This window comes from Pseudoduganella buxea (genome assembly GCF_009720835.1).
GTDB classification, from domain to species: Bacteria; Pseudomonadota; Gammaproteobacteria; order Burkholderiales; family Burkholderiaceae_D; genus Rugamonas; species Rugamonas buxea.
The window spans coordinates 20,218-40,291 of the sequence record NZ_WNKZ01000034.1 but is presented as its reverse complement, the minus strand read 5'-3'; the positions used below and the strand labels follow the sequence as shown (position 1 = coordinate 40,291).

Here is a 20,074-nt window from a genome sequence, read left to right as displayed (position 1 = left end):
TCACAGAGGAATGTAATGGTCCACCAGCAGCGCGATGAACAGCAGCGACAGGTAGACGATGGAGAAGGTGAAGGCCTTGCGGGCCACCATGTCGGTGTAGTGCTTGTAGATGCGCCAGCCGTACCACAGGAATATCGCATCGAGCACGATGGCGCTGACGAGGTAAATGAGGCCGCTCATGCGCACGGCGAACGGCAGCAGGGTGGTGGCGGCCAGCGCGATCGAATACAGGAACACGTGGAACTGGGTGAACGACATGCCGTGCGTGACGGGCAGCATCGGCAGGCCGGACTTGGCGTAGTCGTCGCGGCGGTACATGGCCAGCGCCCAGAAGTGCGGCGGCGTCCACAGGAAGATGATCAGCACCAGCAGCCAGGCCTGCATCGGCACGTCGTTGGCGACGGCGGCCCAGCCCAGCGCGGGCGGCATGGCGCCGGACAGCCCGCCGATGACGATGTTCTGCGGCGTAGCGGGCTTCAGGATCATCGTGTAGATGACGGCGTAGCCGACGAAGGTGACGAAGGTCAGCCACATCGTCAGCGGGTTGACCAGCGTGTACAGGATCCACATGCCGGCGCCGCCGATGACGGCCGAGAAAACGACGGTCTGCGTGACGCTGATGTCGCCCAGCGCCATCGGGCGGCGCGCCGTGCGGGCCATGCGCGCGTCGATCTCCCGCTCGGCCAGGCAGTTGACGGCGAAGGCCGCGCCGGCCAGCAGCCAGATGCCGGCGGTGGCGGCAATGACGACGCGCCAGTCCGGCAGGCCGTCGGTGGCCAGGAACATGCCGATCACGGCACAGAACACCGCCAGCTGCGTCACGCGCGGTTTCGTCAGCGCCCAGTATTGGGCGATGCGGTGGCTCTGTTTATGGGTGGCGGCGCGGGTGGTCATCAGTGGGGGGCGGGGGCATCGGCTAGAAACTTAGCCCGGTAGTTTAACATGGTCAGCAGCAGCACCAGGGCGGCCGCACCCGCGTTATGCAGCACGGCGATGGTCAGCGGGAAATTGAGGTAGATCGTCGCCACGCCCGTCAGCGCCTGCAGCACCAGCACGATGGCGATGCCGCGGGCGATTCGCCGCAGCGGCGCGAAGCGCCAGGCCCGTGCCACCGTCCAGCCCAGCACCAGCACGACCACCAGCGCGAAATTGCGGTGCACCCAGTGCACGGCCGTCAGCGCGGAAAACGGCAAGTAGTGGCCGGCCGCCGTCTTGCCCAGCTCGCGCCACAGGTGGAACCCATGCTCGAAGTCCATCTCCGGCACCAGCTTGCCGCCGCACAGGGGGAACTCGGTGCAGGCCAGGGTAGCGTAGTTGGTGCTGACCCAGCCGCCCAGGAACAGCTGCACCAGCAGCACCAGGCCGGACGCCACGGCCAGCCGGCGCAGGCCGGGCAGTCCGGTACGTGGCGTGCCCACTGCCGCCATCGGCCGCAGTGCCTGATCCTGCCGGCCGCCGAGCCAGGCCAGCATGGCCAGCAGGCCCATGCCCAGCAGCAGGTGCATCGTGACGATCACGGGCTGCAGCTTCAAGGTGACGGTCCAGGCGCCGAACGCGCCTTGCAGGCAGACGAACAGGAACAGCGCCGTCGGATAGCCCGGCTCGTAGCCGGCACGCCCGGCACCACTGTCGCGCCCCTTCTTCCAGCGGTACCACGACACGGCCATCATCGCCATGATCAGGATGCCGATACCCATGGCCAGGTAGCGGTGGATCATTTCGATCCACGCCTTGACCATTGTCACGGGCCCGGTTGGCATCAGCGCCTCGGCGGCCCGGATCTCCTCGTGCGCCAGGAAGGGATTGGCCAGGCCGTAGCAGCCGGGCCAGTCGGGGCAACCGAGGCCCGAATCGGTCAGCCGGGTAAACGCGCCGAAGACGATCAGGTCGAAGGTCAGGAAGACGCTGATCCAGACCAGCTTGCGGTACTTGTCGACATCCTTCGAGATCCAGACCATCGACAGGGGCAGCAGCGCGACGATCAGGGCCGTGATGGCCATCTGGGCCAGGGTGGTATGCAGCATGGGTCTTGTTTTCCTTCAGCCGACGGCGGAGGCCTTCAGCAGCTTGGAGATGTCCTTCTTCATCCGCGCCGGATCGGGATTCTTCGGGAAGCGCATCATCAGGTTCCCTTGCGGGTCGATCAGCCAGATATGGGCGCTGGCGTCGCCGCCCTGCTCCACCGGCAGCCACTTGGCCACGGTGCCGGCGGGCGCGCGCAGCATGCGGGTGCCGTCGTTCACGCGCAGGAGCATGGTTTCCAGCGGCGCCTCGTCCGTAATCAGCCAGACCCGCTCGATGCGCTCGCGCTCCTTGCCCTGCATGGTGCGCAGCTGGCGCATCGTGAAAAGCTGGTCCTGGCAGTCCTTGGCGCAGTCCGAGCCGCCCACCTTCAGCATCACCCACTTGCCTTTCAGCGATTCCAGGGCCAGCGGCTCCTGCGCCAGCGTCGTCGTCGCCATCGGCGGCACCGGGTGGGCGCGCGGGTCGATCAAGGTGCCGTAGTTGCTGCGCGACGTGGGCTTGATGACGTAGTACGTGAAGTACGACGCCAGCAGCGGCGAGGCGCAGACGGCCAGCACGGCCAGCAGTTTCCAGCGGCCGCGGCGGCGTTGCTGCGGAGTCGGTTCAGTTGCGAGCTTGTTTGCTTCCACTTATCAATCCGGTAATGACAAAGAACAGGAAGGCCATCAGCGCCAGTGCGTACCACTGGAATGCATAGCCACGATGTTTATCCACGCCCAGTGCCGGTGCCGGCCAGTCGCGCACCAGCGTTCCCTCGCTGCCATCAGGCGAAGCCTGCTCCAGCACGAAAGGCTGGAAGCGCAGGCCGGTGGCGGCGGCCACTTGCGGCACGCCGGCATTGGAGACGATGGCGCCGGGCTTGAGCGCCGGGTCCGCGCCCAGTTGCAGCACGTGGCCGGGGTCGCGCCGCGCGATGCCCTCGATGGCGATGCTGCCGGCGGGCGTCGGGTACGGCGCGATGCGCTGGCGGTTGGCCGGGTCGCGCGGCAGCCAGCCGCGCAGCACCAGCACGTGCATGTCGCTGCCGTCGATTTTCAACGGCATCAGCAGGTACATGCCCGCGCGCCCCGCCTGCGGACGGTTGTCCAGGTAGACGGGCCAGCCGGCGACGAACGTGCCGCGCACGGCCACCTTGCGGTATTCGGCCTGCGCCAGCGGCATGCTGGCAGCACCGAGCCGCAGCGGCGGCGCGGCGTTCGCGGCAGCCAGGCGCGCCTGCAGGACTTCCTTGCCTTCGGCCCGGCGCGTCTGCCACTGGCCCAGCGCGATGCCCAGCGCCACCAGCAGCACGGTGGCGACGAAGGGAATGGTTTTAAAACGGAATGCGATCCGCATTAGAATGAAGCCTTACCCAATGAAGCCTTGTTCGCCACGGCTGCCGCTTCCATGAAAATCCTCGTCGCCATTGCCTTCATCCTGATCATCGGCAGCCTCGGTTCCGCCCTGTACTACCTGATGCGCGACAAGGGCGGCAGCAAGCGCACCCTGCACGCCCTGGCGCTGCGCGTGGGCTTTTCCGTGCTTCTGTTCGCGCTGATCCTCGTCGCCAACCACTTCGGCTATATCCACCCTACCGGCATCCGCTGACGCCGCAGGCGGGTGTTGCTTGAAAAATGGGGTCTGTCCCCATTTTTTCAGCAATATCCGGCCGGCCGCCGCCAAACAAAAAGCCGCAGCAGGGTTGAACCCGCTGCGGCTTTGCAATCAGGCGCGCCGATTATAACGCTGCCTTACAGCCAGTACACTACGACATAAAGTCCCAGCCACACGACGTCGACGAAGTGCCAGTACCAGGCCGCGCCTTCGAAGCCGAAGTGGTGCTCGGCCGTGAAGTGGCCCTTCATCAGGCGGAACAGCACGACCGACAGCATGATGGCGCCCATCGTCACGTGGAAGCCGTGGAAGCCCGTCAGCATGAAGAAGGTGGAGCCGTAGATGCCCGACGTCAGCTTCAAGTTCAGTTCGCTGTAGGCATGGATGTATTCGTAGGCCTGGAAGCCCATGAACACAAAGCCCAGCAGGATGGTGGCGGCCAGCCAGCCGATGGTCTTGGCGCGCTTGCCCGCCTGCAGGGCGTGGTGGGCGATCGTCAGGGTCACGCCCGACGCCAGCAGCAGGGCCGTGTTGATGGTGGGGATGGGGAACGGGCCCATCGTGTTGAAGTTGTCGATCACGCCGGCCGGTCCCGCATTGCCCCACTGGGGCAGGTAGTCGGGCCAGATCAGCTTGTTATCCAGGTCGCCCAGCCACGGCATCGTGATGACGCGGGCGTAGAACAGGGCGCCGAAGAAGGCGGCGAAGAACATCACCTCGGAAAAGATGAACCAGCCCATCGACCAGCGGAAGGAATAGTCGATGCGCTTGCTGTACAGGCCCTTCTCGGATTCGCCGATGGCGTCGCCGAACCAGCCGAACAGCACGGCCAGCATGGCGGCAATGCCCACCAGGCACAGGACCTGGCCCCAGGCGGCGTCGTTGACCCAGCCCGATGCCCCGATCATCGTGACCAGCATCGACACGCCCCCCAGCATCGGCCAGCGGGAGGGGCCGGGCACGAAGTAGTACGGTGCCGTCGCGTTATTCGAACTCATTTTCATCTCCTCGTGAACTCTATTTTGAAACCACAAATTTGACGACAGTAATCAATATGCCGATGAACAGCGCAACGGCCAGCAGCGCGGCGACGATCACGTGGATCGGGTTCAGCTTCACATCGTCGCGCTCGTAGTCGCTCTTGCGGCGCAGGCCGACGAAGGACCACAGCACCGCCTTGAGCGAATACAGGAACGAGGGTTTGTCCCCTTGGTTCCCCTTGCCGCTCATTGCGCCACCCGCTCCCCGCCTGCCGCGGCGGCCGATTTATCCAGGCCGCCGATCTCGATGAAGGTGTACGACAGCGTGATCGTCTTGACCTCCTTCGGCAAGGCCGGGTCCAGGTAGAACACGACCGGCATCTGCTTGGCCTGGTTGGCCTGCAGGGTCTCCTGCCGGAAGCAGAAGCACTCCACTTTCTTGAAGTGGGGCGTGGCGCTTTGCGGCGCATAACTGGGGATGGCCTGCGCCGTCACGGGCCGCGACTGCGAATTCACCACCTCGTACACCACCGTCGCCATTTCGCCCGGGTGCACGGTGACGCTGCGCTGGGTCGGGCGGAAGCGCAGGGTGCCCTGCACATTGCTGTCCAGTTCCACGGTGATGCTGCGGCTCTTGTCGATCTGCGTGTTCGTCGGCGCCGCCACCGTGCCGTCCTTCTGGGTCAGCTGGTTCAGGCCGAGCACCTCGCACAGGTGGCGGTAGACGGGGATCAGCGCATAGCCGAAGCCGAACATCATGACGGCGACGACGGCCAGCTTGCCCAGCAGCTTGCGGTTCGATTCGCGCTCTTCCGGCTCGTTCATGGCGTCTCCCTCAGCTCAACCAGAGCCGCTTGACGAACACGGAGGCAAAGAACAGCAAGGCGATCGAGCCCATGATCAGGGCCAGGCGCAGGTTGTTCGGCTTCTTGGACGGCATGGCACTTCCATTTCAGGGTTGCTGCAAGTCGGCGGCGCTGCAGGCGGGCCGCACCGGTTGGCGCGGCCCGCGCTGCACTGGTTTACTTCACCAGCGGTGGCGTTTCGAAGGTGTGGAACGGTGCCGGCGACGGTACGGTCCACTCCAGGCCTTCGGCGCCTTCCCATGGCTTGTCGGCCGCCTTCTGGCCGCCGCGGATGGTCGGCAGCACGACGAAGAACAGGAAGTAGACCTGGGCCAGCCCGAAGCCGAACGCGCCGATCGACACGATGGCGTTGAAGTCGGTGAACTGGGTCGGGTAGTCCGCATAACGGCGCGGCATGCCGGCCAGTCCCAGGAAGTGCATCGGGAAGAAGGTGATGTTGAACGTCACCAGCGACACCCAGAAGTGGATCTTGCCGCGCAGCTCAGGGTACATGAAGCCCGTCCATTTCGGGCCCCAGTAGTAGAAGCCGGCGAACAGGGCGAACAGCGAACCGGCCACCAGCACGTAGTGGAAGTGCGCCACGACGTAATAGGTGTCCTGCACCTGGATGTCGATCGGCGTCACGGCCAGGATCAGGCCCGTGAAGCCGCCGATGGTGAAGACGAAGATGAAGCCGACGGCGAACAGCATCGGCGTCTCGAACGTCATGGAACCCTTCCACATCGTGGCGATCCAGTTGAACACCTTCACGCCCGTGGGCACGGCGATCAGCATGGTGGCGTACATGAAGAACAGCTGCGACGTCACCGGCATGCCGGTGGTGAACATGTGGTGGGCCCAGACGATGAACGACAGGATGGCGATGGACGCGGTGGCGTACACCATCGATGCGTAGCCGAACAGGGGCTTGCGGGCAAAGGCCGGGATGATCTGCGAGATGATGCCGAACGCCGGCAGGATCATGATGTAGACCTCGGGGTGGCCGAAGAACCAGAAGATGTGCTGGTACATGACGGGGTCGCCGCCGCCGGCCGCGTTGAAGAACGAGGTGCCGAAGTGACGGTCCGTCAGGGTCATCGTGATGGCGCCGGCCAGCACGGGCATGACGGCGATCAGCAGGTAGGCCGTGATCAGCCAGGTCCAGCAGAACATCGGCATCTTCATCAGGGTCATGCCAGGTGCGCGCATGTTCAGGATGGTGACGATGATGTTGATCGAGCCCATGATCGACGAGGCGCCCATGATGTGCATGGCGAAGATGGCCATGTCCATGCCGGGCCCCATTTGGGTCGACAGCGGTGCGTACAGGGTCCAGCCGGCGGCGGTGGCGCCGCCCGGCACGAAGAAGGACCCGGCCAGCAGCAGCGCCGCCGGCGGCAGCAGCCAGAACGAGAAGTTGTTCATCCGTGCGAATGCCATGTCGGAGGCGCCCACCTGCAGCGGGATCATCCAGTTGGCGAAGCCCACGAAGGCCGGCATGATGGCGCCGAACACCATCACCAGGCCGTGCATCGTCGTCAGCTGGTTGAAGAACTCGGGCTGGAAGAACTGCAGGCCGGGCTGGAACAGCTCGGTGCGGATCATCAGCGCCAGCACGCCGCCGGACAGCAGCATGATGAACGAGAACCACAGGTACAGGCTGCCGATATCCTTGTGGTTGGTCGCGAACAGCCAGCGCTTCAGGCCGGTCGGGTGGTCGTGAGCATGGTCATGGCCATGGTCGTGGCCATGCGCATCGTGCTGGCCGGGTGCGTGATCGATCGTCGTCGTGCTCATGATGAAGCTCCTGTTACTTGCGTGCTGCCACAATTTCGGCCGGTTGAACGATGTTCTCTGCTGGCTTGTTCGACCAGTTGTTCCGGGTATAGGTGATCACCGCGGCGATGTCGGTATCCGACAGCTGCTTCCAGGCCGGCATCTCGGCCGGGTACTTGCCGCTCTTCTGGCCGTGCAGCAGCACGTCGATCTGGGGCGGCTTGGGGCCGTTGACGATGGCCGAGCCGTCCAGCGGCGCGAAGGCACCGGGCACGCCCTTGCCGTTGGCCTGGTGGCAGACGGCGCAGTTGGCCGTGTACACCTTCTCGCCCTTGGTCTTGAGCTCGTCGATGGTCCAGGTCTTATTCGGGTCGTCCGCCAGCGCGGCCATTTCCTTCTTCTTGCCGTCCACCCAGGCCGTGTATTCCTCGGCCGTCACGACTTTCACGACGATGGGCATGAAGGCGTGTTCCTTGCCGCACAGCTCGGCGCAATTGCCACGGAAGGTGCCCGTGTGCTCGGACTTGAACCAGGTATCGCGCACGAAGCCGGGAATCGCATCCTGCTTGACGCCGAAGGCGGGGATCATCCACGCGTGGATGACGTCGTTGGCGGTGGTGACGATGCGGATCTTCTTGTTGACCGGCACGACCACTTCGTTGTCGACTTCGATCAGGTAGTTCTCGCCGCGCGCGGCCGTCGGCTTGATGCCCGGTTCGCCCACCTGCGAGCGGGGCGTGGCCAGGTTGGAGACGAAGGAAATGCCCTCGCCTTCGCCGGCCAGGTAGTCGTAGCCCCATTTCCACTGCATGCCGGTGGCCTTGATGGTGATGTCGGCGTTCGACGTGTCCTTCATGCCCACCACGGTGCGGGTAGCGGGCAGCGCCATGCCGATGACGATCAGGAAGGGCACGACGGTCCAGGCGATTTCCACTGCGGTGGATTCATGGAAGGTGGCGGCCTTGTGGCCGACCGATTTGCGGTGCTTGAAGATGGAATAGAACATCACGCCGAACACGGCCACGAAGATGACGAGGCAGACGATCATCATCCAGTTGTGCAGGCTGTAGATTTCCGAAGCGATCTGCGTCGCCGCAGGCTGCAGGTTCAGCTGGTTGGCGATCGGGCCGCCGGTACCGCCCGTGGCCGCCTGATAAGTACCGGTTGCCGTCGCCGCCGGCTGTGCCCAGGCCGGCATGGATGCCGTTGCCAAGGCCAGTGCCGGCATCAACGATTGAAGTCGCTTCGCAAGTTTCATGTTTTCCCCAACCACCCAAGATATAAGAAAAATTTTTTGACTGCGACGACCTGCCGGTGGCCGGTGGGTCGTCGTGCATAAATACACCATAAAGTTACAGAGGGAACACCACAGCGGGTTGCTGTTTGGACCGGGCTGGAACTTCGACACGCCACCGGCAGACACAATACACCGATGGTGCGGATTATTGATGCCTTGCTATGTTGTTGACCACGTCATCTGCCGGACTTGTTTGTGTCCGGTTGGAAAAAAGTAGCCAAATTGGTCAAGGATTATAAGCATTATTACTTAGCCTTATCAAGCGTGTGGTTTTGCTGGCAATGGTGCAGCGCGCCATGAAAGGGCCCCGAAAATGCTATCGCTGCGGCCGTTTCGAGGGGTCGAAACGGATGATTGCTTCGCCATCCTTCGTCACCTTCGGGGCCGGCCGGAAGGCGTGGCCGTAGATCACTTCGTAGGTCAGCACGAGCTTGCCGTCGGCACGCCGTTGCCGCTCCAGCCCAGCAAGCAAGCGGGTGTACGCCGCGCGGCCGAGCAGGCCCCGGCGCACGGTGGTGAGCGGATTGCCGCCCAGCGCGCGCACGTCGGCCAGCAGCCTGGCGGCGTCATCATAGGTCACCGTGAGCTTTTCCATGTCCATCACGGGCGTCGCAAAACCGGCCTCGACAAGCTGGTCACCAAAATCGTGCATGTCTACAAATGGCAACGTATGGGGGGCCAGATCGACGTCGGCGAAGGCCTCGCGCACCTCCTGGAAGGTGTCCGGGCCGAAACACGAGAACATCAGCAGGCCGTTCAGGCGCAACACGCGGCGCCATTCGGCGAACACGCGGTCCGGCTGGGGGTGCCAGTGCAGGGCCAGGTTGGACCATACGAGGTCGACACTATTCTGTCCCAGGGGCAAGTCGGCGAAGTCGCCGCACAGCAGGTCGATGCCGCTTTTGGCTGGCAGCAACTTGCCCAGCAGCTGGTTCAGGGCGGACTGACGGCCTGGCTGGCCCGGCAGCGAGCGCAACATTGGCTCGGCCGCATCCAGGCCCAGCACTTGCGCTGCAACATAAGTCTTCTGCAACAGGGCCAGATCGGCCCCCGTGCCGCAGCCCGCGTCCAGCACGCGCTGGGGTACGAGCTTCACCAGTTGCAGCCGCTCATGCATCCGATGGGCGATCTCGCGCCGCAGGAAATCGGCCTCGGCAAGACGCGCCGGTCGGGCGAACAGCCGGCGCACCCGGTCGACGTCGATGGGTGCGGAAAGTTTCGGAGGCTTGGCGGGCACTTGCATGGTCTTCTTTGTACAGGTGAGATAATGTGCGCAGTTTACCTGTTTGGAGCAAATCGCGATGGCGGGCGGCCGGTGGCGGGCAGGATGGGCAACGTTGCTGCCGTGCAGCTGCGTCCTGTGCGGCGCCCACGGCCGCGATGCCCTGTGTCCGCCCTGCCATGCGCAGTTCTTCGGCGCGGGCGCCGGCCACCCGGTGCGCTGCCCCGTCTGCGCCGAGCCGCTACCGGGCGCGGCGGCGCCGCTGCCGTGCGGACGCTGCCTGGCCGAGCGGCCCGCCTACGATGCCACCATCGTCGCGGCGTCCTATGCGATGCCGCTGGACCGGCTCGTGCTGGAATTGAAGTTCGGCGGCGCCCTCGTCCATGCGCGGCTGTTTGCGGAGCTGCTGGCCCAGGCCATGCGGGACGCACCTGGCGTCGAACGCCCTGCCCTGCTGTGCCCCGTACCGCTGGGGCCGGGCCGGCTGGCCGAACGGGGCTTCAACCAGGCGCTGGAGATCGCCCGGCCGCTGGGCAAGCTGCTCGGCATTGCCGTCGCGCCCCGGCTGACCGAGCGCGTGCAGGAAACCGTGGCGCAAAGTGCACTGCGGGGCGCGGACCGGCGCGCCAACGTCGCTCATGCCTTTGCCGTGCCGGACCGGGCCCAGGTGGCAGGCCGACATATCGGCATCGTCGACGACGTCATGAGCAGCGGCCAGACGCTGCAGAAACTGGCGGCCGTGCTGAAACGGCACGGCGCGGCGCGCGTCACGAACCTGGTGTTCGCGCGCACGCCACCCCATCAATAGAATCGCAAGGAGAGAGTGTTGTTTCACGTCGTACTGGTCAACCCGGAAATCCCGCCGAACACCGGCAATGTCATCCGCCTGTGTGCCAACACGGGCGCCCAGCTGCACCTGATCGAGCCGCTGGGCTTCCCGCTGGACGACGCCAAGCTGCGTCGCGCCGGGCTGGATTACCACGAATACGCGCGCATGAAGGTCCACAAGGACTGGGCCGCCTTCCTGGCCGACGTCCAGCCGGACCCGGCCCGCATGTTCGCCATGACGACGCACGGCTCCACCCCGTTCGCCAAGCTGGCCTTCCACCCGGGCGACGTCTTCGTCTTCGGCTCCGAAACACGCGGCCTGGCCCCGGAATTCCGCGAAACCTTCCCCACCACCCAGCGCATCCGCCTCCCCATGCGCCCGGACAACCGCAGCCTGAACCTCTCCAACACCGTCGCCGTCGTCGTCTACGAGGCCTGGCGGCAGCAGGGTTACGACGGCGGGGCATAGCCCAGTCCGTGTCCACCGTGGGGTCAGACCCCGACATGGACACGGTCTCGGCAGCAGCATGCAGTCTGATATCGCTCAGCCCGCCAACCTTTCGACCTGCTAGCTTGTGAGGATGGCCCGACCTCCCCGCATCCAGTACCCCGGCGCGCTGTACCACGTCACCACGCGTGGCGTTCGCCGCGCGACGATCTACGTGGACGAACGCGACTTCCTCACCTGGCAGGATCGCCTCGCTGCCACGGTGGAGCGCTACAACTTTTCCGTACATGCGTTCTGCCAGATGACGAATCATTATCACCTGCTGGTGGAAACGGTAGAAGGTAACTTGTCGAACGGGATGCACTACCTGAACAGCACATATGCTCAGAAATTCAATTTCCGGCACCAGCTGACCGGCCATGTCGTCCAAGGCAGATTTAATGCCGTACCGGTCCGGAAGGATGCGCAGTTGCTGGAAGTTGCGCGTTACATTGCGCAGAACCCCGTTCGCGCGCGGCTCGTCGAGCATCCCGAAGCATGGCGCTGGAGCAGCCACAACAATCTTTGCGGGTTGGCTCCGCCTTTGCCTTGGCTGAACATGGGATGGCTGCTGGGCATGTTCGACAGCAAGGATGTCGAACACGCCATCAGGCGCTACCGGCATTTTGTCGGGCAGGAAGCGCTGGCAGCCAATCCGCTGGCGGACTGGACCGACTGCGGATCCAACGATGCAGCGCGACGCAAACGCGAGGCGCTCCCCCTTGCTGACTATCAGTCGCGATTTTCCGATCGCGACGAAGCAATGGCACGTGCATACTTCACCACGGCCTATAGCATGCAGGATATCGCACGCCATTTCGGCGTTTCGTCCAAGACAGTAAGCCGTGCGGTGCGTCGTTACGACATGTGCCTAAAGGCTGAGCTCGTGTCTATGTCGGGGTCTGACCCCAAGGTGGACACGAGCTCAGCCTTTGAGGTGGCCTCCAGTGTTGGCATAAATGCAGCAAAAGCCGTATAAGAAGGCTTTCCGGTGCATGGATGGGGGCGCTATGTTCGACATGGATTTGCCGTGGTGGGAGTTCATTGCCCGCGGCGCCATCGTGTATCTGTTCCTGCTGATTATGGTACGGCTGACGGGCAAGCGCACCGTCGGGCAGTTCACGCCGTTCGACTTGCTGATCGTCATGCTGCTGAGTGAGGCCGTGTCGAATTCGATGAATGGCGGTGACGAATCGCTGCCGGGCGGCATGATCATTGCCGCCACCTTGATCGCGCTGAACGTGATCCTGGCCGTCGCCACGTCGCGCAGCCGCAAGATCGCCGAGCTGGTCGACGGGGTGCCCGTGCTGCTGGGGCGCGACGGCAAGATCTTTACGGACGTCGTCAAGAACTGCCGGGTGGCCGAAGGCGACGTCGAGCAGGCGCTGCGCGAGGCGGATTGCCCGCTGCACAAGATGAAATGCGCTTTCCTGGAAGCGGATGGCAAGATCACCATCCTGCAGAACTAAACCTTTTTATTTCCCGAACGTCCTGACCTTGGCCAGCAGCTTGCTGGTCGAGCGGTCGTGCTCGAAATCGATGGCCACGGCCTGGCCGCCATAGGCCAGCACGGCCTGCCCTTCCGGGATGGCCGTCATGTCGTAGTCGCCACCCTTGGCGTAGATCTGCGGACGCGCCTGCAGCACCACTTCCAGCGCCGTGTCCTCATCGAACGGCACCACCAGGCTGACCGATTCCAGCGCTGCCAGCACGGCCAGGCGGTCATCGCAGCCGTTCAGGGGGCGGTCGTCGCCCTTGCCCAGGCGCTTCACGGAGGCATCCGTATTGGCCGCCACCACCAGCGACGCGCCCAGCTCGCGCGCCTGCGCCAGGTAGGTGACGTGGCCCCGGTGCAGGATGTCGAACACGCCGTTGGTCAGCACGACCGGTTGCGGCAGCGCGGCGACACGGGCGGCCAGGTCGGCACGGGTACAGATTTTTTCTTCGAAACGGGGCATGTTCTCTTTCACGTTTGGGGATCTTCTTCCTCGTCGTCCAGCTGCATGCTGAGGGCGCTGCCGGGGGCGGTGCCGCCGGCCGGTTCGCCCCGCTCGCCCCGCAGCTTGATCTGCAGGCGCAGGCCGTTGGCCGAATCGGCATTACGCAGCGCCTCCTCGTACGAGATGTAGCCCTTATTATAGAGTTCGTACAGGGCCTGGTCGAAGGTGCACATGCCCAGCTCGCGCGACTTCTGCATGATTTCCTTGATCGCGTGGAAGTTGCCCTTGAAGATCATCTCCGCGATCGTCGGCGTGTTCAGCAGGATCTCGATGGCGGCCTTGCGCCCCTTGCCGTCCTCCGTGCGGACCAGCCGCTGCGACACGATGGCGCGCAGGTTCGACGACAGGTCCATCAGCAGCTGGTTGCGCCGTTCTTCCGGGAAGAAGTTGATGATGCGGTCCATCGTCTGGTTGGCATTGTTCGCATGCAGGGTGCCCAGGCACAGGTGGCCCGTCTCGGCAAACGCAATGGCATGCTCCATCGTCTCCGTGTCGCGAATTTCGCCGATCAGAATCACATCCGGCGCCTGTCTCAACGTATTTTTCAGCGCGTTGTGCCAGGAGTGCGTGTCCACGCCCACTTCCCGGTGCGTCACCAGGCAGTTCTTGTTGCGGTGGACATATTCCACCGGATCCTCCACCGTGATGATGTGACCAGCCGAATTGGCGTTGCGATAATCGATCATGGCGGCCAATGTCGTCGACTTGCCGGAACCCGTGCCGCCCACCACCAGCACCAGCCCGCGCTTGGTCATGACGACGTCCTTCAGGATGTCGGGCAGCTCCAGTTTTTCGAAGGTGGGGATCTCGGAAGCAATGGTGCGGATCACCATCGCCACGTTCTGCTGCTGGACGTAGACGTTGACGCGAAAACGGCAGACGTTGGGGAGGGAAATGGCGAAGTTGCACTCCATTTCCGCGTCGAACTCACGGCGCTGCTTGTCGTTCATGATGGCGTAGGCGAGCGCCCGCGTGACGTCGCCCGTCAGCCGCTGCTGGCTCAGTGCCTTCATCGCGCCCTGCGACTTGATGCTGGGCGGGAAGTCGGCCGAGATGAACAGGTCCGAGCCACCGACCTGGTGCATCGCCTTCAGCAATTTATGGAGATAGGCCTGGGCTTCTTCGGGACCGAGAGTGGATGACATGCGCGCCTCGCTATGGGTTTCTCGCTCATTATAGCCAGAGCATTCCGTTACAATATCACCGCTCCCCGGCCCACACTGGCAAAACCACCTATGACACTTACCGAACTGAAGTACATCGTCGCCGTCGCCCGCGCCAGGCATTTCGGCCACGCGGCGGAAGCCTGCTTCGTGGCACAGCCGACCCTGTCGGTCGCCATCAAGAAGCTGGAGGATGAGCTGGGCGTGACGCTGTTCGAACGGGGCGGCGCCGAAATTTCCGTGACGCCCCTGGGCGCCCAGATCGTGGCCCAGGCCGAACGGGTGCTGGAGCAGACGGCCGCCATCAAGGAACTGGCCAAGCAGAACAAGGACCCGCTGTCCGGCCCGCTGCGCCTGGGTGTCATCTACACCATCGGCCCCTACCTGCTGCCGCCGCTGGTCAAGCACATGATCGACCAGACGCCGCAGATGCCGCTGATCCTGCAGGAAAACTTCACCGTCAAGCTGCTGGAGATGCTGCGCCAGGGCGAGCTCGATGCCGCCATCATGGCCCTGCCGCTGCCCGACCACGGCATGGCCATGCAGGCCCTGTACGACGAGCCCTTCGTCGTTGCCATGCCGCAGCACCATGCATGGGCCGAACGGGAACGCATCCCGGCCGACGACCTGAAGAGCGAAACCATGCTGCTCTTGGGGAACGGCCACTGCTTCCGCGACCAGGTGCTGGAAGTGTGCCCGGAGATGGCGCGCTTTGCTACGCCGGGCAACGGCATGCAGCGCACCTTCGAAGGCTCGTCGCTGGAAACCATCCGCCACATGGTGGCCAGCGGCATCGGCCTGACCGTGCTGCCGCGCGCCTCGGTGCCGGACATGGCCGCCCGCGGCGGCATGCTGCAGTTCCGCGAATTCGAGGCACCGCAGCCGTCGCGCCGCGTCGTCATCGTGTGGCGCAAGAGCTTTACCCGCAAGGCCGCCATCGATGCCGTCATCGACGCCGTGGGGCAATGCGAGCTGCCCGGCGTCACCACCCTGGCGGCCGACGCCGCCGTCTGACCAACCCTGATCCCGATTCCGCCGTGCACGCTTCGTCCTCCCCGCCCGCCCCCAGCAAGCTGTCCCTGTACTTCCGCCTGGTGCGGCTCGACAAGCCTATCGGCACCGTGCTGCTGCTGTGGCCCACCCTGTCCGCGCTGTGGCTGGCAACCGGCGGCGTGCCCGACTGGCACCTGCTCGTCATCTTCTCGCTGGGCACGCTCCTGATGCGCTCGGCCGGTTGCGCCATCAACGACTACGCCGACCAGGACATCGACCGGCACGTGAAGCGCACGGCCGACCGCCCCATCACGAGCGGGCGCATCAGCGGCAAGGAAGCGGTCGCCATCGCCGCCGGCCTGTCGATTGCGGCCTTCCTGCTGATCCTGCCACTGAACACGCTCGTCAAGCAGCTCAGCGTGGCGGCCGTCATCATTGCCGGCACCTACCCCTACTTCAAGCGCTTCTTCGCCATTCCCCAGGCCTACCTGGGCATCGCTTTCGGCTTCGGCATCCCGATGGCCTTCGCTGCCGTGCAGGACACGGTGCCGGCCTACGCGTGGCTGCTCCTGCTGGGCAACGTGTTCTGGGCTGTTGCCTACGACACGGAGTACGCGATGGTCGACCGCGACGACGACCTGAAGATCGGCATCAAGACGTCCGCCATCACGTTCGGCCGGTACGACGTGACGATCGTCATGCTGTGCTACGTGGTCCACCTGGCCATCCTGCTGGCCGCGGGCCGCCATTTCGGCCTGGGCCTGCCCTTCCTCGCGGGCCTCGTCGTGGCGGCGGGCTGTGCCGTATATCACTACTTCCTGATCCGTGGACGCGAGCGTGCGCCATGCTTTGCAGCATTCCGCCACAATAACTACCTGGGAGCGGCGGTTTTTGCCGGCATCGCGCTTGATTTTGCGCTGCGTTGATTCCGTTAAGAAAAATTGCGGCACAACAATGCCCGCACACCGTCGCTGACTAGACTAAACGTTCCAGCTGTTCAATCCAAAAAAGAGGCCAATATGGATCAGACGACAAACCAGACCGCCGGCGGCGTAAGCACCGGCAATGGCAAGACTTTCGACAGCAACAATGAGAGCGGCGCGGCACGTGAACGCCTGATGGGCGACCTGAAAACGGCAATCAGCGACGCGGAGCAATGGCTGCGCGGCGCCGCCAATTCCGGTGCCGACGACCTGAACGAAGCGAAGACGAAGTTCCAGGAAACGCTGCGTACGGCAAAAACCAATCTGCTGACGATGGAAGACACGGTGCTGGCCAAGACCAAGCTGGCGGCGCAGGCGACCGACACCTATGTCCACGACAATCCATGGAAATCCGTGCTGGTCGGCGGCGTCGTCGGCCTGCTGCTCGGCGTGATCATCTCGCGCGACTGATCTCGCGCATGCACGTGGAAAGGCCCGCTACGCGGGCCTTTTTTCGCCTGTCCGCACCGCGCGGGCATTTATCGCCTGCCCCTCAGCCTTTCGGCGCGGCCGGCACGAAGCACAGCAGGCCCACCAGCCAGCCCAGCCCCGCAAACATCTTCCACACGCCGAGGAAGCAGAAGGCATACACGGCAAAGCCGCTGAAGCCCTCCGGCGCGGCCGGCAAGCCGGCCCCCGCGAGCAGGTAGCGCGTCACGAACGTCGTCAGCACGGCGATCAGCGCGACGAACCACCATTTGCGTTCCAGCTCCTTGAGCCGCTGGTTGCCCCGGATCGACGTCATGGCGCCACCGTCGCTTCGTTCTTCGTGACGGCCTCGATGCGGTAGCCGTCCGGGTCCACCAGGAAGGCGGCGTAGTAGGTCGGGCCGTACTCCTCGCGCAGGCCCGGTGCGCCGTTGTCGCGGCCACCGGCCAGCATGCCGGCCGAGTGGAACAGGTCCACGGCCGCGCGCGTCGGCGCGGCGAAGGCCAGGTGGAAGCCGTCGCCGGGGGGCGCCGCGTCGGCGCGCAGCTTCAGGCACAGGATGTCCTGGTCGTCCACGCTGCCGTAGCCGATGGCGTCGTCGTCCTCGAACACGCGCCGGAATCCCAGCGCGCCCATCGTGCCGTCATAGAAGGTGCCGCTGGCGGCCAGGTCGCGCACGCCCAGCGACAGGTGGTGCAGCATGGCGGCGCTCACGATGCCGTTCCCGGCTCATGACCCAGCTCGTCGCCGAGTTCCCTGCCCCGCGCCGCCGCCGCCTTCACGGCCGCCGCGATGGCCGGCCCCACGCCGCCCTGCTCCATGCTGGTCAAGGCCGCGTACGTGGTGCCGCCCTTGGACGTGACGCGTTCGCGCAGCAGCGCCACCGGCTCGTCCGACCGGGCCGCCAGCTCCGCCGCGCCCGTAAAGGTGGCCTTGGCCAGCGCCAGGCTCTGCTCAGGCGTGAGCCCCAGCTCCGTGCCGGCGCGCGCCATTGCTTCGATAAAGTAGAACACATAGGCCGGGCCGCTGCCGGAGACGGCCGTGACGGCATCGATCAGCGTTTCATCGTCCAGCCACATCGTCGTGCCCACGGCCTGCAGCACCTGGTCGGCCAGGGTGCGCTGGGCCGTGCTGACGCCGCCCGACGCCACCATGCCCGTGATGCCCATGCCGATCAGCGCCGGCGTGTTCGGCATGCAGCGGACAATGGCATCGTGGCCGCCCAGCCAGCGCGACAGGTCGGCCGCGCGGATGCCGGCGGCGATCGATACGATCAGCGGCGCGCGCGCCGCGCTGCCCAGCAAGGGCAGCAGCTGCGCCGTCACTTCGCGCATGCTCTGGGGTTTGACGGCCAGCACGATCACTTCGGCGGCCGTCACGGCCGCGTCGATGGTGGTGGCCGTGGTGACGCCATGCCCCGCATGCAGCCGCTCCAGCGCCACGGCGTTCGGGTCGACGACATGGATGTTCGCGCCCGGCGTGATCTTGCCGGCCAGTCCGGCGATCAGGGCAGCGGCCATATTGCCGCCGCCGATAAATGCAATCTTCATGGTCATCCTTGTTGGTAATGGCGCGCGCCGAAGATGGCGCTGCCGACACGTACGATGGTGGCGCCTTCCAGCACGGCCGCGCGCAGGTCGGCCGACATGCCCATCGACAGCGTGTCGAGCTCGAAGCCTTGCGCCCGCAGTTCCTCGTACAAGGTGCGCAGCGCGGCAAAGGCAGCGCGCTGGGCGGAGAAATCCTCGGTCGGTTCGGGAATGGCCATCAGGCCGCGCAGGCGCAGGCGCGGCAGGGCGGCGACGCTGCGTGCCAGCGCCGCCACGTCGCCGGGCGCCACGCCGCTCTTGCTGGCTTCACCGCTGATATTGACCTGCAGGCACACGTTCAGGGGCCCCAACTCTTCCGGACGCTGTTCCGACAGCCGCTGGGCGATCTTCTCGCGCTCGACCGTATGGACCCAGTCGAAGTGCGTGGCGATGGGCCGCGTCTTGTTACTCTGTATGGGGCCGATGAAATGCCATTCCAGCGGCACGTCGGGCAGCGCCGCGCGCAGCGCCTGCACCTTGTCGACGCCTTCCTGCACGTAGTTCTCGCCGAAGGCACGCTGGCCGGCGCCGGCCGCCTCGATGACGGCCTCAGGGCCGAAGGTCTTCGACACGGCCAGCAGACGCACGCTGTCGCGCAGCCGCCGCGCATCCAGGGCGGCAGCCGCGATGGCCTGCCCGACTGCTTGCATGTTCTGTGTGATTGTGGACATAATCGTCGATCCGGCTTCGGTAAAGGCCGCGTGCGCGCCGATGCTTGCAGATTTATCACCATCTGCGTTGCCAGCACCCGCTTCCAATACGGCCTGCATTGTTATCGAAGCCTGCATTGTTATTCAAATATTCACTGGATTATAAATGGACATCTCCGAACTACTCGCTTTCTCCGTCAAGAACAAGGCCTCGGACCTGCACCTGTCCGCCGGCCTGCCGCCGATGATCCGCGTGCACGGCGATGTCCGCCGCATCAACCTGCCGCCGCTGGAGCACAAGGACGTGCACGGCATGATCTATGACATCATGAACGACGGCCAGCGCAAGGCCTACGAGGAAATGCTGGAAGTGGACTTCAGCTTCGCCATTCCCGGCCTGGCCCGCTTTCGCGTCAATGCGTACAACCAGGAACGGGGCGCCTCGGCCGTGCTGCGCACCATCCCGTCGAAGATCCTGACCCTGGAAGAGCTGAACGCGCCGCGCATCTTCGCCGACTTCGCACTGAAGCCCCGCGGCCTCGTGCTCGTCACGGGCCCCACCGGCTCGGGCAAGTCCACCACCCTGGCGGCGATGGTGAACCACCTGAACGAGAACGAGTACGGCCACATCCTCACCATCGAGGACCCGATCGAGTTCGTGCACGAATCGAAGAAGTGCCTGATCAACCAGCGCGAAGTGGGGCCGCACACGCTGTCGTTCAATAACGCGCTGCGCTCGGCGCTGCGGGAAGACCCGGATGCGATCCTGGTGGGCGAGCTGCGCGACCTGGAGACGATCCGCCTGGCCCTGTCGGCCGCCGAGACGGGCCACCTGGTGTTCGGCACCCTGCACACCTCGTCGGCCGCCAAGACCATCGACCGTATCGTCGACGTCTTCCCGGCCGAGGAAAAGGAGATGGTGCGGGCCATGCTGTCCGAATCGCTGCAGGCCGTCATCTCGCAGACGCTGCTGAAGACGAAGGACGGCGCCGGCCGCGTGGCCGCCCATGAAATCATGGTGGGTACGCCGGCCATCCGCAACCTGATCCGCGAAGCGAAGATCGCCCAGATGTACTCGGCCATCCAGACCGGCAGCAACGTGGGCATGCAGACCCTGGACCAGAACCTGACGGACCTGGTGCGCCGCAACGTCATCTCGGCAGCTAGCGCCCGCCAGGCCGCGAAGATTCCCGAAAACTTCCCGGGCTGAGCAC

General features: G+C 64.8%; 26 protein-coding genes. 9 read left to right on the top strand and 17 right to left on the bottom strand.

Annotated elements, in window-relative coordinates:
• From cyoE to GM672_RS13420, 4 genes are read right to left on the bottom strand one after another with little or no spacing between them, the layout of a single operon-like run.
• Complete coding sequence (gene cyoE / locus GM672_RS13435; RefSeq protein WP_155471038.1) at positions 1-894, bottom strand: heme o synthase; 894 nt, start codon at positions 892-894, stop codon at positions 1-3.
• Positions 894-2,024, bottom strand: a complete 1,131-nt coding sequence (locus GM672_RS13430; protein ID WP_229417718.1) for a COX15/CtaA family protein — start codon at positions 2,022-2,024, stop codon at positions 894-896. Before GM672_RS13430 ends, cyoE begins: the two co-directional genes overlap by 1 nt.
• A gap of 15 nt (positions 2,025-2,039) precedes the next feature.
• The gene (locus tag GM672_RS13425; RefSeq protein WP_170300055.1) at positions 2,040-2,654 is read right to left on the bottom strand and encodes an SCO family protein; all 615 of its coding nucleotides are present in this window, start codon (positions 2,652-2,654) and stop codon (positions 2,040-2,042) included.
• Positions 2,629-3,360, bottom strand: coding sequence for an SURF1 family protein (locus GM672_RS13420; RefSeq protein WP_155471037.1), 732 nt, complete (start codon positions 3,358-3,360; stop codon positions 2,629-2,631). The genes GM672_RS13425 and GM672_RS13420 overlap by 26 nt, the downstream gene beginning before the upstream one ends.
• A gap of 51 nt (positions 3,361-3,411) precedes the next feature.
• On the opposite strand from GM672_RS13420, the gene GM672_RS13415 reads away from it, so the two are divergent.
• Entirely contained in the window at positions 3,412-3,612 is a 201-nt protein-coding gene (locus GM672_RS13415) for a twin transmembrane helix small protein (protein WP_155471036.1), read from the top strand.
• A 143-nt stretch (positions 3,613-3,755) separates the two neighbouring features.
• On the opposite strand, the gene GM672_RS13410 is transcribed toward GM672_RS13415, so the two are convergent.
• The 7 genes from GM672_RS13410 to GM672_RS13385 form a co-directional block, all read right to left on the bottom strand.
• The gene (locus GM672_RS13410; RefSeq protein ID WP_155471035.1) at positions 3,756-4,616 is read right to left on the bottom strand and encodes a cytochrome c oxidase subunit 3; all 861 of its coding nucleotides are present in this window, start codon (positions 4,614-4,616) and stop codon (positions 3,756-3,758) included.
• Positions 4,617-4,635: 19 nt separating this feature from the next.
• Positions 4,636-4,848 (bottom strand): DUF2970 domain-containing protein, encoded by a 213-nt coding sequence (locus GM672_RS13405; protein WP_155471034.1) that lies wholly within the window; start codon positions 4,846-4,848, stop codon positions 4,636-4,638.
• Entirely contained in the window at positions 4,845-5,423 is a 579-nt protein-coding gene (locus GM672_RS13400; protein WP_155471033.1) for a cytochrome c oxidase assembly protein, read from the bottom strand. The genes GM672_RS13405 and GM672_RS13400 overlap by 4 nt, the downstream gene beginning before the upstream one ends.
• Before the next feature lie 10 nt (positions 5,424-5,433).
• Entirely contained in the window at positions 5,434-5,538 is a 105-nt protein-coding gene (locus tag GM672_RS28935) for a cytochrome oxidase small assembly protein (protein WP_211517363.1), read from the bottom strand.
• Positions 5,539-5,620: 82 nt separating this feature from the next.
• Positions 5,621-7,240 carry a cytochrome c oxidase subunit I gene (ctaD, locus tag GM672_RS13395; RefSeq protein WP_155471032.1) on the bottom strand — a complete coding sequence of 540 codons (1,620 nt, stop codon included), beginning with the start codon at positions 7,238-7,240 and terminating at the stop codon, positions 5,621-5,623.
• 13 nt (positions 7,241-7,253) lie between these two features.
• On the bottom strand, positions 7,254-8,477 hold the full coding sequence (gene coxB, locus GM672_RS13390) for a cytochrome c oxidase subunit II (protein WP_155471031.1): 1,224 nt from the start codon (positions 8,475-8,477) through the stop codon (positions 7,254-7,256).
• A 355-nt stretch (positions 8,478-8,832) separates the two neighbouring features.
• Positions 8,833-9,759 carry a methyltransferase domain-containing protein gene (locus GM672_RS13385; protein ID WP_155471030.1) on the bottom strand — a complete coding sequence of 309 codons (927 nt, stop codon included), beginning with the start codon at positions 9,757-9,759 and terminating at the stop codon, positions 8,833-8,835.
• 94 nt (positions 9,760-9,853) lie between these two features.
• Here GM672_RS13385 and GM672_RS13380 point away from each other — a divergent pair, with 94 nt between their 5' ends.
• The 4 genes from GM672_RS13380 (at position 9,854) to GM672_RS13365 (ending at position 12,522) form a co-directional block, all read left to right on the top strand.
• Complete coding sequence (locus tag GM672_RS13380; protein WP_371867065.1) at positions 9,854-10,546, top strand: ComF family protein; 693 nt, start codon at positions 9,854-9,856, stop codon at positions 10,544-10,546.
• Positions 10,547-10,564: 18 nt separating this feature from the next.
• Complete coding sequence (gene trmL, locus GM672_RS13375) at positions 10,565-11,035, top strand: tRNA (uridine(34)/cytosine(34)/5-carboxymethylaminomethyluridine(34)-2'-O)-methyltransferase TrmL (RefSeq protein ID WP_155471028.1); 471 nt, start codon at positions 10,565-10,567, stop codon at positions 11,033-11,035.
• A gap of 112 nt (positions 11,036-11,147) precedes the next feature.
• Positions 11,148-12,032 carry a transposase gene (locus GM672_RS13370; protein ID WP_155471027.1) on the top strand — a complete coding sequence of 295 codons (885 nt, stop codon included), beginning with the start codon at positions 11,148-11,150 and terminating at the stop codon, positions 12,030-12,032.
• Positions 12,033-12,063: 31 nt separating this feature from the next.
• A complete protein-coding gene (locus GM672_RS13365) occupies positions 12,064-12,522 on the top strand; it encodes a DUF421 domain-containing protein (RefSeq protein WP_155471059.1) in 459 nt (152 codons plus the stop codon).
• Between the two features lie 6 nt (positions 12,523-12,528).
• On the opposite strand, the gene GM672_RS13360 is transcribed toward GM672_RS13365, so the two are convergent.
• Positions 12,529-13,011 carry an adenylyltransferase/cytidyltransferase family protein gene (locus tag GM672_RS13360; RefSeq protein WP_155471026.1) on the bottom strand — a complete coding sequence of 161 codons (483 nt, stop codon included), beginning with the start codon at positions 13,009-13,011 and terminating at the stop codon, positions 12,529-12,531.
• Positions 13,012-13,019: 8 nt separating this feature from the next.
• On the bottom strand, positions 13,020-14,198 hold the full coding sequence (locus tag GM672_RS13355) for a PilT/PilU family type 4a pilus ATPase (protein WP_155471025.1): 1,179 nt from the start codon (positions 14,196-14,198) through the stop codon (positions 13,020-13,022).
• Positions 14,199-14,288: 90 nt separating this feature from the next.
• On the opposite strand from GM672_RS13355, the gene GM672_RS13350 reads away from it, so the two are divergent.
• The 3 genes from GM672_RS13350 (at position 14,289) to GM672_RS13340 (ending at position 16,603) form a co-directional block, all read left to right on the top strand.
• Positions 14,289-15,230 (top strand): hydrogen peroxide-inducible genes activator, encoded by a 942-nt coding sequence (locus tag GM672_RS13350; RefSeq protein ID WP_155471024.1) that lies wholly within the window; start codon positions 14,289-14,291, stop codon positions 15,228-15,230.
• 23 nt (positions 15,231-15,253) lie between these two features.
• Positions 15,254-16,135 carry a 4-hydroxybenzoate octaprenyltransferase gene (gene ubiA / locus GM672_RS13345; protein ID WP_229427676.1) on the top strand — a complete coding sequence of 294 codons (882 nt, stop codon included), beginning with the start codon at positions 15,254-15,256 and terminating at the stop codon, positions 16,133-16,135.
• 93 nt (positions 16,136-16,228) lie between these two features.
• The gene (locus tag GM672_RS13340) at positions 16,229-16,603 is read left to right on the top strand and encodes an ElaB/YgaM/YqjD family protein (protein ID WP_155471022.1); all 375 of its coding nucleotides are present in this window, start codon (positions 16,229-16,231) and stop codon (positions 16,601-16,603) included.
• Between the two features lie 82 nt (positions 16,604-16,685).
• Here the strand turns inward: GM672_RS13340 and GM672_RS13335 are convergent, their stop codons facing one another.
• From GM672_RS13335 to GM672_RS13320, 4 genes are read right to left on the bottom strand one after another with little or no spacing between them, the layout of a single operon-like run.
• The gene (locus tag GM672_RS13335; protein WP_155471021.1) at positions 16,686-16,937 is read right to left on the bottom strand and encodes a hypothetical protein; all 252 of its coding nucleotides are present in this window, start codon (positions 16,935-16,937) and stop codon (positions 16,686-16,688) included.
• Positions 16,934-17,323 carry a VOC family protein gene (locus GM672_RS13330; protein ID WP_155471058.1) on the bottom strand — a complete coding sequence of 130 codons (390 nt, stop codon included), beginning with the start codon at positions 17,321-17,323 and terminating at the stop codon, positions 16,934-16,936. Before GM672_RS13330 ends, GM672_RS13335 begins: the two co-directional genes overlap by 4 nt.
• Before the next feature lie 8 nt (positions 17,324-17,331).
• On the bottom strand, positions 17,332-18,171 hold the full coding sequence (proC, locus tag GM672_RS13325) for a pyrroline-5-carboxylate reductase (RefSeq protein WP_155471020.1): 840 nt from the start codon (positions 18,169-18,171) through the stop codon (positions 17,332-17,334).
• 2 nt (positions 18,172-18,173) lie between these two features.
• Positions 18,174-18,881, bottom strand: coding sequence for a YggS family pyridoxal phosphate-dependent enzyme (locus GM672_RS13320; RefSeq protein ID WP_155471019.1), 708 nt, complete (start codon positions 18,879-18,881; stop codon positions 18,174-18,176).
• Positions 18,882-19,026: 145 nt separating this feature from the next.
• Here GM672_RS13320 and GM672_RS13315 point away from each other — a divergent pair, with 145 nt between their 5' ends.
• Entirely contained in the window at positions 19,027-20,070 is a 1,044-nt protein-coding gene (locus GM672_RS13315; protein WP_155471018.1) for a type IV pilus twitching motility protein PilT, read from the top strand.
• The last annotated feature ends 4 nt before the right edge of the window (positions 20,071-20,074 follow it).

What these genes read in the sequence shown, in the direction of transcription:
- cyoE (WP_155471038.1), bottom strand. Translation starts at nt 894, where the DNA reads ATGACCACCCGCGCCGCCACCCATAAACAGAGCCACCGCATCGCCCAA.
- GM672_RS13430 (WP_229417718.1), bottom strand. Translation starts at nt 2,024, where the DNA reads ATGCTGCATACCACCCTGGCCCAGATGGCCATCACGGCCCTGATCGTC.
- GM672_RS13420 (WP_155471037.1), bottom strand. Translation starts at nt 3,360, where the DNA reads ATGCGGATCGCATTCCGTTTTAAAACCATTCCCTTCGTCGCCACCGTG.
- GM672_RS13415 (WP_155471036.1), top strand. Translation starts at nt 3,412, where the DNA reads ATGAAAATCCTCGTCGCCATTGCCTTCATCCTGATCATCGGCAGCCTC.
- GM672_RS13410 (WP_155471035.1), bottom strand. Translation starts at nt 4,616, where the DNA reads ATGAGTTCGAATAACGCGACGGCACCGTACTACTTCGTGCCCGGCCCC.
- GM672_RS13405 (WP_155471034.1), bottom strand. Translation starts at nt 4,848, where the DNA reads ATGAGCGGCAAGGGGAACCAAGGGGACAAACCCTCGTTCCTGTATTCG.
- GM672_RS13400 (WP_155471033.1), bottom strand. Translation starts at nt 5,423, where the DNA reads ATGAACGAGCCGGAAGAGCGCGAATCGAACCGCAAGCTGCTGGGCAAG.
- GM672_RS28935 (WP_211517363.1), bottom strand. Translation starts at nt 5,538, where the DNA reads ATGCCGTCCAAGAAGCCGAACAACCTGCGCCTGGCCCTGATCATGGGC.
- ctaD (WP_155471032.1), bottom strand. Translation starts at nt 7,240, where the DNA reads ATGAGCACGACGACGATCGATCACGCACCCGGCCAGCACGATGCGCAT.
- coxB (WP_155471031.1), bottom strand. Translation starts at nt 8,477, where the DNA reads ATGAAACTTGCGAAGCGACTTCAATCGTTGATGCCGGCACTGGCCTTG.
- GM672_RS13385 (WP_155471030.1), bottom strand. Translation starts at nt 9,759, where the DNA reads ATGCAAGTGCCCGCCAAGCCTCCGAAACTTTCCGCACCCATCGACGTC.
- GM672_RS13370 (WP_155471027.1), top strand. Translation starts at nt 11,148, where the DNA reads ATGGCCCGACCTCCCCGCATCCAGTACCCCGGCGCGCTGTACCACGTC.
- GM672_RS13365 (WP_155471059.1), top strand. Translation starts at nt 12,064, where the DNA reads ATGTTCGACATGGATTTGCCGTGGTGGGAGTTCATTGCCCGCGGCGCC.
- GM672_RS13360 (WP_155471026.1), bottom strand. Translation starts at nt 13,011, where the DNA reads ATGCCCCGTTTCGAAGAAAAAATCTGTACCCGTGCCGACCTGGCCGCC.
- GM672_RS13355 (WP_155471025.1), bottom strand. Translation starts at nt 14,198, where the DNA reads ATGTCATCCACTCTCGGTCCCGAAGAAGCCCAGGCCTATCTCCATAAA.
- GM672_RS13350 (WP_155471024.1), top strand. Translation starts at nt 14,289, where the DNA reads ATGACACTTACCGAACTGAAGTACATCGTCGCCGTCGCCCGCGCCAGG.
- GM672_RS13340 (WP_155471022.1), top strand. Translation starts at nt 16,229, where the DNA reads ATGGATCAGACGACAAACCAGACCGCCGGCGGCGTAAGCACCGGCAAT.
- GM672_RS13335 (WP_155471021.1), bottom strand. Translation starts at nt 16,937, where the DNA reads ATGACGTCGATCCGGGGCAACCAGCGGCTCAAGGAGCTGGAACGCAAA.
- GM672_RS13330 (WP_155471058.1), bottom strand. Translation starts at nt 17,323, where the DNA reads ATGCTGCACCACCTGTCGCTGGGCGTGCGCGACCTGGCCGCCAGCGGC.
- proC (WP_155471020.1), bottom strand. Translation starts at nt 18,171, where the DNA reads ATGAAGATTGCATTTATCGGCGGCGGCAATATGGCCGCTGCCCTGATC.
- GM672_RS13320 (WP_155471019.1), bottom strand. Translation starts at nt 18,881, where the DNA reads ATGTCCACAATCACACAGAACATGCAAGCAGTCGGGCAGGCCATCGCG.
- GM672_RS13315 (WP_155471018.1), top strand. Translation starts at nt 19,027, where the DNA reads ATGGACATCTCCGAACTACTCGCTTTCTCCGTCAAGAACAAGGCCTCG.